Raw genomic sequence first — 13,559 nt, forward strand, 5'->3', positions numbered from 1 at the left:
TGAGCGACTTCCTTTATACTAGGCACTTGAAAACCAGTGAATGAAGTTGAGTTATGCACCACAGCAGAGGAAAATCAAAAAACAGTAAAGCCGCACAAGCGCCTAAGCAGAAGATCAGCTATGAAAAAAAGATGGATCCTGCAATTACTGAATATGCTGTACGCGCGCTCAACTGGCTACGCAGAGCCGCATTTTTAATGAGCGCACCCAAGCTCAGCATTTGTGTAGAAGATACCGGCTACGAAATTGCCTTTGCTGGACGCTCCAATGCGGGGAAATCCAGCGCGATTAATGCCCTGACCAATCAAAAACAACTGGCGCGCGCCTCAAAGAAACCTGGTCGCACCCAAATGATCAACTTCTTTAGTTTGGGCAATCCAGATCAACGTCTGGTCGACTTACCCGGTTATGGCTACGCGGCTGTTCCCGAAGCTATGAAAATTGTGTGGCAGAAAGAACTCGAAAACTACCTGATTCATCGTAAAAGCCTACAAGGCTTGGTGCTGTTGATGGACATTCGCCATCCACTGCAACATTTCGATGTGATGATGCTGGAATGGGCGTATTCACGTAATTTGTTTGTGCATGTGTTATTAACCAAGTCGGACAAGATGAACCGTGGTCCAGCCAACAAAGTCCTCTTAGATGTCAAACAGCAATTGAAAAAAATGAAGCTAGATTTCTCCATTCAATTGTTCTCCTCACTCAACAAACAAGGCTTGGAAGAGCTGGCAAGTGTGATGGGTGGACGTCTGAACTTTACCCTTGAGCAATCTACCCAGTTTGATTTGGCACTCATTCCTGATGCAGAAGAAGATGCGTCGCTGGAAGACAGCATTGAAGATGATGAAAGTGCTGATTTTGAGGCTGAAGAAAGTCCAGCTAAAGTAGCTGAACAAGCCCCGAAACAGGATTAAGTTCCGCTCAATCCAATCAATTCATCATGAATTGACATTGAAATGTCCTGCATTGCTAAACACATTGCGGGACATTTTTTTCATACTGCCCTCAATGCGTTAAAAATGCTTGAGATCGTAGAATGAAACTCTTACAACGACTGAAAAAAACAAAAATTGGCTCTTCCATTCAATATCGGATACAACCCCGTAAAGTGAAGTTTGAATGGCAAAACACCCCTGTAGACTGGGTGCCTGACCAGCCTTTTGTTAGCTATTTTATTAATGAAATTAACATGATTTTACCTGCAGGCGAGTTCTGGTTTTGCCGTCTGTACAATAAAGTGTTGCCACAAATTCAGGATGAAAAACTCAAACAAGATGTGCAGGCTTTTATTCGCCAAGAAGCCATGCATGCACAGGCTCACAACTCTGCCAACAAAGAATATTTGCGCGAACGCCAGATCGATATCCAGCGCAATCTGGATGTGATGGATTTCCTATTTGGTAAATTACTGGCAGATCAACCTCTGGGCTTGAATATTCCCAAACCTTTCGAGCATCAGTGGGATTTGTTCCGCCTTGGAATTGTCGCGACGGTGGAACACATGACCTGTGTCTTGGGTAAATATGCGCTCTACAATACCGAGTGGCAACAGCGTGGTGCAGACCCTGCCATGCTTGATTTAGTGAAATGGCATGGTGCCGAAGAAATTGAACACCGCACCGTGGCATTCGATTTGTACCGCCATTTAGGGGGAGGCTATCTGGCACGCTATTACCTCAGTGTGGTGGTAATCGCGGCGGTGCTCGGACTGTGGGTAGATGGGACCGCGCATATCATGCAACAAGACCCACGTTTTAAATCTATACGCCCAGCACTCTACAAACCGTGGATTTGGCGTGAATGGTATGCGATTTCACAACGCAATAATGGTTTGTTGCCCAACCCGCTTTGGCTAATCTCGCAACAGCTGGGTTATTTAATGCCGTGGTACGATCCAGTACATGAAGCCAAAACGGAGGATGCCGTGGACTATTTAAATCAGTCCCCTGCGGCACTGCGGGCGATGCTCAAAGTCGCTTAAACCGCCCACCTATCGGAACACAACAAAAAGCAGGCTGAATTCGCCTGCTTTTTTGCTCATGCTGAAAGTCACTTTCCGATTGAATTCACCACAATGCATCCTCATCTTAGTGTATTGACCCTTGCGGTTCGTGACCTTCAAGCCTCGCTGGATTTTTACTGCCAAGGACTGGGCTTTCAAAGTGAAGGGATTATTGGACAGGAATATGAAAATGGTGCGGTTGCATTTATTGAACTGCAATCTGGTTTAAAACTGGCGCTATGGCCGCAACAGAGTTTGAGCCTATACTCAGGCGTGGCTTTATCACCCTTATGCCCGACAGGATTTTCTCTGGGGCACAATGTTAGCTCAGCAGCGGCAGTCGACGCCATTATGGCACGCGCTGAAAAAGCAGGTGAACCATCAGCAAAGCTGCACAAGCCACCTTTTACGGTGGCTATGCAGGCTATTTTCAAGACCCTGATGGACATCTCTGGGAAATTGTCTGGAATCCCTGCTGGGAACCAAGCTAAGCATTCGACTCATTTGTAATATTACGAGTATGACGATCGACCACCACACTAATCATCATATCGCCTTGTACATTCACCACGGTGCGTACCGTATCCAACAAGCGGTCGATTGGCAGTAAAATTGCAATGGCTTCTGCGGGCAAGCCCACCGATTGCAAAACCATAATCATGGTAACCATACCTGCACTTGGAATTCCAGGTGCACCCAAAGAAGCAATCATGGCGGTTAAACACACAATCACTTGCTGCCCAAGACTTAAATCCAAACCAATTAAATTGGCAATAAACAAAGCGGCAGCCGCCTCATACAGGGCCGTACCATCCATGTTTAACTGCGTCCCCAAGGGAATTACAAAACCCGCTGTTGCAGGACTGACTTTCAGATTCTCTTGTGCACATTTCATGGAAAGTGGCATGGTCGCTGAACTAGAACTGGTAGCAAAAGCAGTGATCAGCGCGGCGCGTGTGCCTTTAAAAAAGGTTACAGGATCCATCTTCCCAAAGATCCATAACAGCAACGGTAACACCACTGCCCCATGGAAAATGGTGGTGCCCGTGACCACTACCGCAAATTCAGCCAAACGACTGAGTACAGAAAGATCTTCGGTGGCAATCAGCTTGGCTAGGAGTGCAAAAATTCCCAGTGGAGCCAGTTTCATGACCCAACGAATCATCAGCATCATGATTTCAAAGAACTGTCCCGCGAGCTGACGTACTGCTTTAAAACGCTCTCCGCCATGCACCAAAGCCACCCCAATTAACAGCGCAAACACCACCACCGCCAATACATTACCTTCGGCAAAGGCTTTAAAGGGATTGATCAGGGTGTTTTGAATAAAATTGGTAAAGAATGAAGATGGCGTTAAGGTATCTGGGGTTTGATATTGATTCATGTCATTCTGAAATAAGGCAATATCTACACCCTTGCCGACATCAAATAAATGCGCGCAGCCAATGCCTAAAATTAAAGCCAAAGTGGTGGTGGTGACACAGCAAGCCAAAGTGATTTTCCAGACGCGTCCGAGTTGTCCACCCGCCTGCAAGTTAGAGACTCCAACCACAATCGAGCTAAAAATAAGGGGGATCAACAGCATTTTTAACAAACCAATAAAAATGCTACTGATGATGCCCAAGCCATATAAACTGGTCGAAAAAAAACTACTCTGTGGAAAGAGACTGAGTAGAAATCCAAACGCGATTCCCAGAATGGCGGCAATCAAGATTTGAGTATTTAGGCTCATAGCGGATGTAATTTTATCTTTTAAAGTCACCCCACTATGGCATACCTTGTTGGTGAAAATCGAATTTTTATTGTCGCAAGCATGTCTCAGGCACAGCAAGTCTACTATTTGCCTATATCCCGTTGATGACTCTGCGAGACCGTACACCCTTTGAAAAATTTTGCCTCAACCCCTCAACAAAAAAGCCTCATGACAATGAGGCTTTTTAAAATATTTAAATTTTATTGCGTTTCAATTTCCCTGAGCCGAATCAAACCTTCTTGGGTGGTACTACACACCAACTCGCCATTTTGCCACATCCGTCCAAAATTCAGTCCACGCGAATTGGCACTCACGGTTGCATCCATGTCATACAACATCCAGTCATCCACACGGAAAGGTTTATGGAAATACATGGCATGGTCAATACTGGCACATTGTAAACTCGGCGATAACCAGCTTAAGCCATGCGGACGCAATGCCGTGGTCATTAAGGTAAAGTCTGAATAAAACGCAGCAATCGCCTGATGTAATGAAACTTCATCAATCTCTGCCGCAATACGGTCATGCGTACGAATATAGTGTGCATACGACGGTGCAGCAGGTTGTGGCTGATACGGATTGGCAGGGTCAATTGGGCGAATTTCGACATGACGGTCACGCATAAAGCTGGCGCGCACATTCTCAGGCACAAATTCCACCATCATTTTTTTCAGTTCAGCTTCCGATTTCACTTGCATCGGTGCAGGATAATCGGGTTCCTGAATCTGATAATTCAATCCGTCTTCAGGCTCTGCAAACGACACCATGGCCGTAAAAATGGTACGTCCATGTTGAATGGCACGCACCTGACGGCTGACAAAACTTTTGCCATCTCTTAAACGATCCACTTCATAAATGATGGGTGCGTTGACATCCCCCCCAAACAGGAAATAAGCATGCAAGGAATGTGCGGGACGATCTGCCGTATATGATGCAGCACGTAAAGCCTGTCCTAAAACTTGTCCACCAAAAACACGCTTGCCCACTAAATTACGGCTTTGACCGCGAAAAATATTCTCTTCGATTTTTTCAAGGCTAAGGAGTTCAACCAACTCTTGAGTTAAGGCATTCATAGGAGACCCGTTTTAAATTTTATGCACACCTGTAAAATCGGTGTTGATTAGAAAGACGACAGAGTATTCACTCTAAACCTATATTACATAAATGTTGACCAATCCCCTAGAGATTAATTGACCGTGCTGTCACTGTAATTTTCAAATTTAATTGCTAAAAATATGTGGTTTAACGCTAGAATCTTGGCATAAGTAGTAAATTTGTCAGAAAATGACATCTAGTTTTTGATTACAATTACGCAGCATCATTTCCCCTGTGCATTTTGGGGCTTCGTACCGTATTAGGAGTGTTTATGTCCAAGCGTGGCTTTGGTCAAATGTATCGCCAGCTTTCCAGCAAGCTGCTTGACCTTGTGGTAACCCCTCATATTTTGGGTGAAGTACCCAGCAACCCGACAGCTCCAAGCGACAGTGCAGACCCAGATGCAACTCAGACCACCACACAAAAAGTGGTGTGCTATGTCTTACAAAACTATTCGCGTAGTAATGCCTTGGTGGTCGATGGTGAAACCCGTCGTTTAAAACTGCCTGCAGCCTTGGATTCGCTCTTGATTGGCGAGCATAAAGAAAAAGCTTCGATCCTGTTTTTACAACATCATGACGAGCAGAACTTGCTTAATCCGCCACCGAATACCTTTCCACCACGTTTGTTGCGCCTCATCGACTTACTGGAAAAACACCCTGAATTAGACATTGAACTGGTGCCTGTCACTGTGCTGTGGGGTCGTTCACCAGACAAGGAAGACTCTTGGTTTAAACTGTTGTTTACCGATACGTGGGCAACCCCAAGCCGTGTTAAGCAGATGGTGAACATTGGCTTGCATGGTCGTGAATCTTATTTGGAATTCCACGAAGCCCAGTCCTTACGTGACCTGATCCAGTACGCGAAAACTACCCATCCAAATTTATCGCCTGCGACCTATATTATTAGCAGCTTAAATAACTATATGGATGCGCAGCGTGAAGTGGTACTCGGTCCTGACCTGTCAGACCGTCGCAATGTCGTGCACGGTCTGATTAAGGCCCAAGATGTACAGGATGCGATTCGTCGTGAAAGTATCCGCAGTAAAATCAGCATGCTAGAAGCTGAACGTCGTGCGATTGGTTATTTAAATGAAATCGTATCGGACTACTCTTCCTCTGCTGTTCGTTTTGCAGATATGGCACTGACCCGTCTATGGACTCAGCTCTATGACGGCGTGGAAGTACATAACTTCAGCACTGTGCGTGAACTGGCCAAAGAATACGAAATAATTTATACCCCATGTCACCGCAGTCACATCGACTACCTATTACTGTCTTACGTGATTTATAAACGTGGCTTGATGGTGCCGTACATTGCCGCGGGCGACAACCTGAATATGCCATTTGTTGGTCAGTTGCTGCGTGGTGGCGGTGCATTCTTTATTCGCCGTACTTTCCGTGGCAATGGCTTATATACCACCGTATTTAAAGAATATTTATTCAGCATTCTGTCACGCAACACACCTTTGGAATACTTCATTGAAGGTGGCCGCTCACGTACAGGTCGTTTATTGCCCGCCAAAACAGGCATGCTTGCCATGACGGTACATGGTCACTTGCGTGGACGTGCCAAGCCTATCGTATTCGTACCAACCTATATTGGCTATGAACGCCTGATGGAAGGCTCGACCTATGTTGGCGAAATGCAAGGCAAACCGAAAGAAGCGGAATCGGTGCTTGGGATTGTGAAAACCCTGCGCAAGATTGAACGCATCTTCGGGAAAGTGCATGTAAACTTCGGCGAACCTGTGTTCTTGGATGACAAGCTCAAAGCCTTTGGTGCGGATCAGATTCGCATTGAGAAAAATGACGATCCAATTCCAAATGAAGTGTCTGATGCGGTAAACAGTGCAGCACATACCATTTTGGAAAACATCAACCGTGCGGTGGTGATTAACCCTGTATCGTTGTTGTCGTTAATTCTATTGGCAACGCCAAAGCATACATTGGATGAAGAGCTGTGCATTAAACAGTTAGATGCTTACCGCAATCTACTAACTGCATTGCCTTATGATGAACGCACCCAAGTGACGCCGCTTTCAGGCAAAGAAATTATTGCCTACGGTTTAAAACTGAAACTGATTAAGCGCGTGAAGCACGTTCTTGGTGACATTATTGCAATTGAAGACAATCAAGCCGTGTTACTCACCTACTTCCGTAACAACATTGTGCATGCCTTTGTCTTGCCATCTTTGATTGCGGCTTTGGTTGAACATAACGGCAGCATCAAGCGTCACGATTTATGTAATGTCATTCGTACGCTCTATCCATTCTTGAAAGCTGAGCTGTTCCTGAAATGGGATGATGAAGGCTTAAAAGCGCAAATTGCAGCTTATGCAGATGCTTTAATTAATGCAAAACTCATTACTGAAGATGCGGAAGGACATTTAATTTCCCCTGCACCGAACAGTGAAGAGCATAATCAATTGTTAGTACTTGCAGGTCCTGTAATGCAGAGCCTAGAGCGCTATTACATGACATTGGCACTGATTACCCAGCGTGGTTCTGGCAATATCTCGACGCGTCAAGTGGAAGAGTTGAGCCACTTGGTCGGTCAGCGCTTGTCTGTACTATATGAGTTCAATTCGCCAGAGTTCTTTGATAAAGCCCTGTTCCAAGGTTTTATTCGTGTACTGACGCAGCAAGGTTATATCAGTACCAATGCCGAAGGTTCGATTGTGTTTGACAGCAACTTTAGCAATATTGCTGCAAATGCTAATTTGGTCTTGGATGATGTGACTTTACAGATGTTGCAACACATTACCACCTTTAGCGATGAGGAGCTGAAACAAGTGTTAGATGCAGTTGCTGCTCAGCAAGCGAAACGTCGTTTGAAGCGTAAGAAGAAGTAATATTTAAAAAGCATAGGTATCTGCAATTGGTAGATGCCTATGCTGTATGTATAACAAGAAAGTTTTTGTCGATTTTGAATAATCATCATTATATTAAATAAAGGCTAGATTTCTTTTATATCTTCACGAATTTTATTAGTCTGATAAAAACCAATACCTAGAAGAAACCACTTAAAAATATATGCACCTATCGTATTTTGATAATCTAAAGGAACGAATATAAATTTGATAACAAAGCCATAGAAGATAAGAAGAATTCCCCAAACTAATAAACCTTTAGATAATTTTTCTAGGTTTATGATCTGTTTATCAGACGGTTTATTCTTTACATATTTGAACATCATCGTTCCGACAAATAGTCCCCCGAAGATCGAAATTGTAAGGAATAACGGAAATGAGCCGAAGGCCACAGGCTTATCTTGAATGTCTCTGATAAGGCTAACAATCAACGTAAAAGATATACCCCAACCAAGTCCACCATATAAAAAAATCCACTTTAATTTTTCATTCATTTTCATCTTTCTATTTAGTACCAATTTTTTTTCTTCTCATATAAATGAAAACACCAAATTCTAGAAGTATGAAATAAGTTAAATTTCTTAAGGTAAGTGTCAAAAAGCTAGATTCACTCCAAATGCTATCTGTTATAAAAAAGCATAATATTAAAAAGATATGTACAAATAACGCTTTTGATTTTTCTTCTTTAGTAGCGCTTAAGGCATTGTAATATCCAATAACTATCAATCCTAATATCCCAATAAAGATAGCTATTCCAAGTGGAATATATTCATGTACATATAAATTCTTATCTAAAATGACATTGAAAATTCCAGACAAAATACAGAGAGCTAGAAATGATAGCAGAGAGTTTTTTATATAGAATTCATGAATATAATATTTTGAAGTTTGCATTTTAAGAGTTGTAATTAAGAATTAATTACAACTCTATCAAATTTCAATTTTTTATAAAATTTAAGATTTCCTAAAATTAACGCAATATACCTTATATACAACTGTTTCTATTTCCTATATTAATCAAACCCTGATACCAAGCCATTCCAATATTCAGCGTACTGGAATAGCTTTTCCATAATCACTCATATTCCAATGCTACTTCGCAGTCTGCGTTTCACATCTTTTACTCAACAAAGTACAAATATTCCTCACCCATTCTTTACCAACAACGCTGAATAATCATCAAAACAATTTGGATGCTGTAATTCAAAATCCATCTGCTGCATGTTAGAGGCATAAATTTGCTTACCTGATGCGATATCACTTTCCAAAACCAAAACTGGCAGCGCCAACTGCTGCTGAAACCATTGAATAATTTCATGCAAAGGAATCGGCTGATTATTCGTGACAATATATGAACTTTCAGGATGTTCCACGTGAATCAAATGCGCCAGAAAGCGGGCTAAATCTTCAATATGAATACGATTGCTATAATGAATATTCGGATAGGTCGAAGTCTGCTGCGCCAACTTCACCATTCGTGCCACAGACGTCCCGTAAATGCCTGTCGGTCGAATAATAATACTTTGCTCAGGATACGCCGCCTGCCACAGCAACTCCATCTGACGTAGCGCCTCGCTTTGTGCATCAATCGGCTGAGGCGTAGTCGTATCATCAATTCGCTCCCCTGCCTGTTCACCATAAACTCGCGTTGAAGACACCACAATCACTTTTTTGACAGGATGCTCTTTAAGGGCTTTCAGCATGGCAGGAATGGCATCGACAAAAGTCGTTTGATAGCCTTCAGGTGTACTCGCTGCGGGCGATAACAATACATAAACCACATCGACAGGAGCAATCTGACTCAAATCCAGCTGATGAATATCTTGAATCAAATGCGTAGCAAAATCCTGCGGTTTGGCAGTACGGCTAATTGTGGTAATTTGGTGGTCTTGCTGAAATAATTGTTTAGCTACCCGTTGAGATGTTTTACCATAACCTATAAATAAAATATGCATTTAGCACCTAATGAGCACTTTAGTTGAGGGGACATGGCCGCAGTCCAGCAATTGCAAGGGGTTGGAAGCGCCTCTGCTGCATTACTTGAAAAACTAAATATTTTCACCACGGATGATTTACTGTTTCATCTCCCGCGGGATTATGAAGATCGTAGCACGATCATCCCCATGAACCAATTAGAGGTTGGACGCAGCCATCTGCTTGAGGGTACAGTAAAATCGGTCGACTTTCCCCCAGGAAAGCGCAAATCCATGGCCATTTTACTGGATGATGAACTCGGTAAAGTCACGCTACGCTTTTATCACCTGTATAAAGCCCTGACCGATCGCGGCAAAGTCGGCAATCGTTTACGCGTTTTTGGTGAAGTCCGTGTTGGAGCACGTGGCTTGGAAATGTATCATCCTGAAATTCAACTCATTACCGAGCACACGCCACTGCCACAAACCCAGCTCACAGCGATTTATCCTGCCACCGATGGACTCACGCAAGCCAAACTGCGTGACTACGTTAAACATGCCTTAAAACAGCACAGTGATGATCTGCCAGAACTCCTTCCGCAGAAATTCACCAATGGCTACGCCTTAAAGCAAGCGCTGTATTACATTCATGAACCGCCACTGGATGCCAATATGTTGCAGTTGAGCCAAGGTTCTCACCCTGCACAGCAACGCCTGATTTTTGAGGAATTGGTGGCGCATCAAGTCAGCCTACTGACTCGCCGCGCATATATCCAACAGATTGAAGCCCCAGCCTTTGCCAACAGCAAAACCCTTGCCAAACAACTACTGGCAGGGTTGCCCTTTAAAATGACCGCAGCGCAGAAGCGTGTATCCAAAGAAATTTCGGATGATTTAAAACAACATAAACCCATGCTACGTCTGGTACAGGGGGATGTTGGTGCAGGCAAAACCCTTGTCGCGGGTGTCGCTGCTTGTCATGCGCTTGAAGAAGGTTGGCAAGTTGCCTTAATGGCACCGACTGAAATTTTGGCGGAACAGCATTATCTGAATTTTAAACGCTGGTTTGAACCTTTGGGCTTAACTGTGGCATGGCTCTCAGGCAAACAAAAAGGTAAAGCACGTGCCTTGGCAGAACAGCAGATTCAACAAGGTTCAGCTCAACTGGTGATTGGGACGCATGCCTTATTCCAAGACAGTGTTGCCTTTCATAAGTTGGGCTTGGTGATTATTGATGAACAGCACCGCTTTGGGGTCGATCAACGCTTGGCGCTGCGCAATAAAGGCGCACAGCAAACCATGCCACATCAATTGGTGATGACCGCTACGCCTATTCCACGTACCCTTGCCATGTCGGCTTATGGCGACTTGGACACCTCTGTGATTGATGAACTGCCGCCCGGTCGAACTCCAATTCAGACCGTGACGGTTCCTTTAGACCGTCGTGAAGAAGTCCTGCAACGCATTGCCAGCAATTGTGCCGAAGGCAAACAGGCGTATTGGGTCTGTACACTGGTGGAACAGTCGGAAACCTTAGATGCGCAAGCCGCGGAAGCCACCTATGCCGAAATGAAACAACGCTTTCCTGAGCTGAATATCGGACTGGTACACGGCAAAATGAAAGCCGATGAAAAGCAAGCCGTCATGCAACAATTTAAGGACAACGAACTAAAATTGCTAATTGCCACCACCGTAATTGAGGTCGGAGTGGATGTACCCAATGCCTCCATCATGGTGATTGAAAATGCCGAACGACTGGGGCTGTCGCAACTACATCAGTTACGTGGTCGTGTCGGACGGGGTGCCAAAGCCAGCTTCTGTGCCCTACTGTATAAAAATCCACTGTCGCAAAATGGACAAGAACGGCTACGCATCATGCGTGAAACCAATGATGGCTTTATCATTGCAGAAAAGGATTTGGAAATTCGCGGACCGGGGGAGTTACTCGGCACCAAACAAACGGGAGATATGGGCTTTCGCGTTGCCAAATTGGAACGTGATGATCATTTGCTTAATCAGGCACATTATGTCGCCCAGCAGATCTTAAAAGACTATCCAGCACAGGCCGATGCCTTACTGAAACGCTGGCTGCCTGAAGCCCCTCGTTATGCCTATGTTTAAATCCTTGTTGTCTAGTGCCCAAAACTGGCTGCATACGCAACTGCCCTGTCAGTTTTGCGGGCTGGAACGTGGGCGTCATTCCAGCTTGTGTCAGGATTGCTGGAATCAGTTGCCGTGGTTAAAGCACAGCGTGCAGCGACAAGAAATCGAAATTCAAGTTGCCTGCCACTATGCCTACCCGATTGATCGAGTGATTCAGCAATTTAAATATGAGCAACAATTACATTTTCAGATCTTGCTGACTGGACTACTCAAGCAACTGGACTATCGACAGATTCAAGCGATTGTGCCGATGCCGATTTCCACCCAACGCTTAGCCGAACGCGGCTATAACCAAAGCGTGGTGCTGGCACAGTGTTTAGGTCAGCATCTTAATATTCCTGTCTGGCAACCAATTCAACGGCAACATCAACATTCGCAAAAAGGCTTAAGCCGTTTAGAACGACTGGATCACATCGAGCAGCAATTTAAAATCGCACCCAGAAATGCCCTGCGTTATCGTCGCGTGTTAATGCTGGATGATGTGGTAACGACAGGCAGTTCACTTAAAGCCTTAGAGCAGGCACTCACTGAATTGGGCTGCCGAAAAATTGCAGCCGCCTGTATTGCAGCGGCTCAATCTTAATCATGGCGCTACGATTCAAAGCAATTTGAACAGACTAGGCCTACGTTTTTAAATACTGATGTACCCACGGCAACACAATTTCACGGGTTAACGGCGCTAAAGGCGTGGTCTGATCATCCAAATCAATCCATTTCAGCTCCGCAATTTCAGCCGCAATTTGCGGTGCACTGTCTAGCTCGACTTGGAAGACATGACTCACCAGCAAGTGATCAGGCTCATTGGCCGCCGCGGTTTCGAAACGCCCAATAGCCTGCACAATTTTCGCCTGACAACCAATTTCTTCTGCAATTTCACGCAGGATACACTGCTCAGGTGCTTCATCAGGTTCCAACTTGCCACCCACCTGCATAAAAAAGCGGGTATTGTGCTTACGCACCAACAACAACTGCTGCTTCGCATTTAATACAATGCCTGCAGCGACGGTAATTTGTTTCATTAGCCGTGTTTCACCAAATCGTGCTGCTCACTCATGCCCCATTTCGGTGTTGGTGCAGTAAACAACTCAAACTGTCGCAAAATCTCTTCGACAGTAGCCTCTGCAATCAGCGTTTCCGTAAAGCGCGCATGCGTAAAACCCTTCTGCGTGGTCAACTGAATAAACTTCAGAAGTTCATCATAAAAACCTTCAACATTTAAAAATGCACAAGGTTTAAGATGAATGCCCAATTGCGCCCATGTCCACTGCTCAAAGATTTCTTCTAAAGTGCCTGCACCACCGGGTAAGGCAATAAATGCATCAGACAATTCCGACATTTTGGTTTTACGTTCATGCATGTTTTTCACCACATGCAGTTCGGTCAAGTGTGGATGTGCCAATTCACGATCCACCAAGGCATGTGGAATCACCCCAATCACACGACCACCCGCCTGTAAGGCGCTGTCTGCAATCACGCCCATTAAGCCAGAACGACCACCGCCATAAACCAAGGTTTTATCTTGCTGAGCCAGCGTTTTTCCAACGTGACGGGCGGTATCTAAAAAAATTGTATCTGTACCAACTGCTGAACCACAAAAAACTGCAATAGAATGTGTCATTGTTTCACCGTGTTATGATCTTGTCATGCCGCGAAAGTAAACTAGAAGGAGATTTTTTCATAAATTAGCAATCCGATCAGTGTTTTTCATGAAATCCTTGTCTAAAATACACCCATCGATTTAACCCATACTGCGCAAGG

12 protein-coding genes and 1 pseudogene are annotated in these 13,559 nt (G+C 44.5%); 6 read left to right on the top strand and 7 right to left on the bottom strand.

Annotated features, from left to right (window positions below; all coding sequences use genetic code 11):
- The first annotated feature begins 53 nt into the window (after positions 1-53).
- The 3 genes and pseudogenes from yihA to ACWQ4X_RS08605 all read left to right on the top strand — a co-directional run bounded on the left by yihA (position 54) and on the right by ACWQ4X_RS08605 (position 2,496).
- Entirely contained in the window at positions 54-917 is an 864-nt protein-coding gene (gene yihA, locus ACWQ4X_RS08595) for a ribosome biogenesis GTP-binding protein YihA/YsxC (protein WP_457903332.1), read from the top strand.
- A gap of 122 nt (positions 918-1,039) precedes the next feature.
- Complete coding sequence (locus tag ACWQ4X_RS08600) at positions 1,040-1,984, top strand: metal-dependent hydrolase (protein WP_457903333.1); 945 nt, start codon at positions 1,040-1,042, stop codon at positions 1,982-1,984.
- Between the two features lie 93 nt (positions 1,985-2,077).
- Positions 2,078-2,496, top strand: a pseudogene (locus tag ACWQ4X_RS08605) (VOC family protein).
- Here the strand turns inward: ACWQ4X_RS08605 and ACWQ4X_RS08610 are convergent.
- Both ACWQ4X_RS08610 and ACWQ4X_RS08615 read right to left on the bottom strand, forming a co-directional pair.
- Positions 2,493-3,737 carry a dicarboxylate/amino acid:cation symporter gene (locus ACWQ4X_RS08610; protein WP_100241851.1) on the bottom strand — a complete coding sequence of 415 codons (1,245 nt, stop codon included), beginning with the start codon at positions 3,735-3,737 and terminating at the stop codon, positions 2,493-2,495. The pseudogene ACWQ4X_RS08605 and the gene ACWQ4X_RS08610 overlap by 4 nt on opposite strands.
- A gap of 221 nt (positions 3,738-3,958) precedes the next feature.
- On the bottom strand, positions 3,959-4,831 hold the full coding sequence (locus ACWQ4X_RS08615; RefSeq protein ID WP_100241852.1) for an acyl-CoA thioesterase: 873 nt from the start codon (positions 4,829-4,831) through the stop codon (positions 3,959-3,961).
- Between the two features lie 293 nt (positions 4,832-5,124).
- On the opposite strand from ACWQ4X_RS08615, the gene plsB reads away from it, so the two are divergent.
- Positions 5,125-7,707: a glycerol-3-phosphate 1-O-acyltransferase PlsB gene (gene plsB, locus ACWQ4X_RS08620; protein WP_457903334.1), complete on the top strand. Its 2,583-nt coding sequence runs from the start codon at positions 5,125-5,127 to the stop codon at positions 7,705-7,707.
- A gap of 104 nt (positions 7,708-7,811) precedes the next feature.
- On the opposite strand, the gene ACWQ4X_RS08625 is transcribed toward plsB, so the two are convergent.
- From ACWQ4X_RS08625 to ACWQ4X_RS08635, 3 genes are all read right to left on the bottom strand, one after another.
- Entirely contained in the window at positions 7,812-8,219 is a 408-nt protein-coding gene (locus tag ACWQ4X_RS08625; RefSeq protein ID WP_457903335.1) for a hypothetical protein, read from the bottom strand.
- A gap of 10 nt (positions 8,220-8,229) precedes the next feature.
- The gene (locus ACWQ4X_RS08630; RefSeq protein ID WP_457903336.1) at positions 8,230-8,619 is read right to left on the bottom strand and encodes a hypothetical protein; all 390 of its coding nucleotides are present in this window, start codon (positions 8,617-8,619) and stop codon (positions 8,230-8,232) included.
- 251 nt (positions 8,620-8,870) lie between these two features.
- Positions 8,871-9,680, bottom strand: coding sequence for an NAD(P)H-binding protein (locus ACWQ4X_RS08635; RefSeq protein WP_457903337.1), 810 nt, complete (start codon positions 9,678-9,680; stop codon positions 8,871-8,873).
- A 33-nt stretch (positions 9,681-9,713) separates the two neighbouring features.
- Between ACWQ4X_RS08635 and recG the strand changes: the two genes are divergently transcribed.
- Both recG and ACWQ4X_RS08645 read left to right on the top strand, forming a co-directional pair.
- Positions 9,714-11,759, top strand: a complete 2,046-nt coding sequence (gene recG, locus ACWQ4X_RS08640; protein WP_457903338.1) for an ATP-dependent DNA helicase RecG — start codon at positions 9,714-9,716, stop codon at positions 11,757-11,759.
- A complete protein-coding gene (locus ACWQ4X_RS08645) occupies positions 11,752-12,384 on the top strand; it encodes a ComF family protein (RefSeq protein WP_457903373.1) in 633 nt (210 codons plus the stop codon). The genes recG and ACWQ4X_RS08645 overlap by 8 nt, the downstream gene beginning before the upstream one ends.
- Positions 12,385-12,424: 40 nt before the next feature.
- Here the strand turns inward: ACWQ4X_RS08645 and ACWQ4X_RS08650 are convergent, their stop codons facing one another.
- Both ACWQ4X_RS08650 and ACWQ4X_RS08655 read right to left on the bottom strand, forming a co-directional pair.
- A complete protein-coding gene (locus ACWQ4X_RS08650) occupies positions 12,425-12,820 on the bottom strand; it encodes an NUDIX hydrolase (protein ID WP_457903339.1) in 396 nt (131 codons plus the stop codon).
- Positions 12,820-13,419 carry an LOG family protein gene (locus ACWQ4X_RS08655; protein WP_457903340.1) on the bottom strand — a complete coding sequence of 200 codons (600 nt, stop codon included), beginning with the start codon at positions 13,417-13,419 and terminating at the stop codon, positions 12,820-12,822. The genes ACWQ4X_RS08650 and ACWQ4X_RS08655 overlap by 1 nt, the downstream gene beginning before the upstream one ends.
- Positions 13,420-13,559: the final 140 nt, after the last annotated feature.

The organism is Acinetobacter sp. NigerLNRRAM0016 (assembly GCF_054112845.1).

Excerpts from the sequence above, each read along its gene's own strand:
- ACWQ4X_RS08610 (WP_100241851.1), bottom strand. The coding sequence starts at position 3,737 with ATGAGCCTAAATACTCAAATCTTGATTGCCGCCATTCTGGGAATCGCG.
- ACWQ4X_RS08625 (WP_457903335.1), bottom strand. The coding sequence starts at position 8,219 with ATGAATGAAAAATTAAAGTGGATTTTTTTATATGGTGGACTTGGTTGG.
- recG (WP_457903338.1), top strand. The coding sequence starts at position 9,714 with ATGGCCGCAGTCCAGCAATTGCAAGGGGTTGGAAGCGCCTCTGCTGCA.
- plsB (WP_457903334.1), top strand. The coding sequence starts at position 5,125 with ATGTCCAAGCGTGGCTTTGGTCAAATGTATCGCCAGCTTTCCAGCAAG.
- ACWQ4X_RS08630 (WP_457903336.1), bottom strand. The coding sequence starts at position 8,619 with ATGCAAACTTCAAAATATTATATTCATGAATTCTATATAAAAAACTCT.
- ACWQ4X_RS08600 (WP_457903333.1), top strand. The coding sequence starts at position 1,040 with ATGAAACTCTTACAACGACTGAAAAAAACAAAAATTGGCTCTTCCATT.
- yihA (WP_457903332.1), top strand. The coding sequence starts at position 54 with ATGCACCACAGCAGAGGAAAATCAAAAAACAGTAAAGCCGCACAAGCG.
- ACWQ4X_RS08655 (WP_457903340.1), bottom strand. The coding sequence starts at position 13,419 with ATGACACATTCTATTGCAGTTTTTTGTGGTTCAGCAGTTGGTACAGAT.
- ACWQ4X_RS08650 (WP_457903339.1), bottom strand. The coding sequence starts at position 12,820 with ATGAAACAAATTACCGTCGCTGCAGGCATTGTATTAAATGCGAAGCAG.
- ACWQ4X_RS08635 (WP_457903337.1), bottom strand. The coding sequence starts at position 9,680 with ATGCATATTTTATTTATAGGTTATGGTAAAACATCTCAACGGGTAGCT.
- ACWQ4X_RS08615 (WP_100241852.1), bottom strand. The coding sequence starts at position 4,831 with ATGAATGCCTTAACTCAAGAGTTGGTTGAACTCCTTAGCCTTGAAAAA.
- ACWQ4X_RS08645 (WP_457903373.1), top strand. The coding sequence starts at position 11,752 with ATGTTTAAATCCTTGTTGTCTAGTGCCCAAAACTGGCTGCATACGCAA.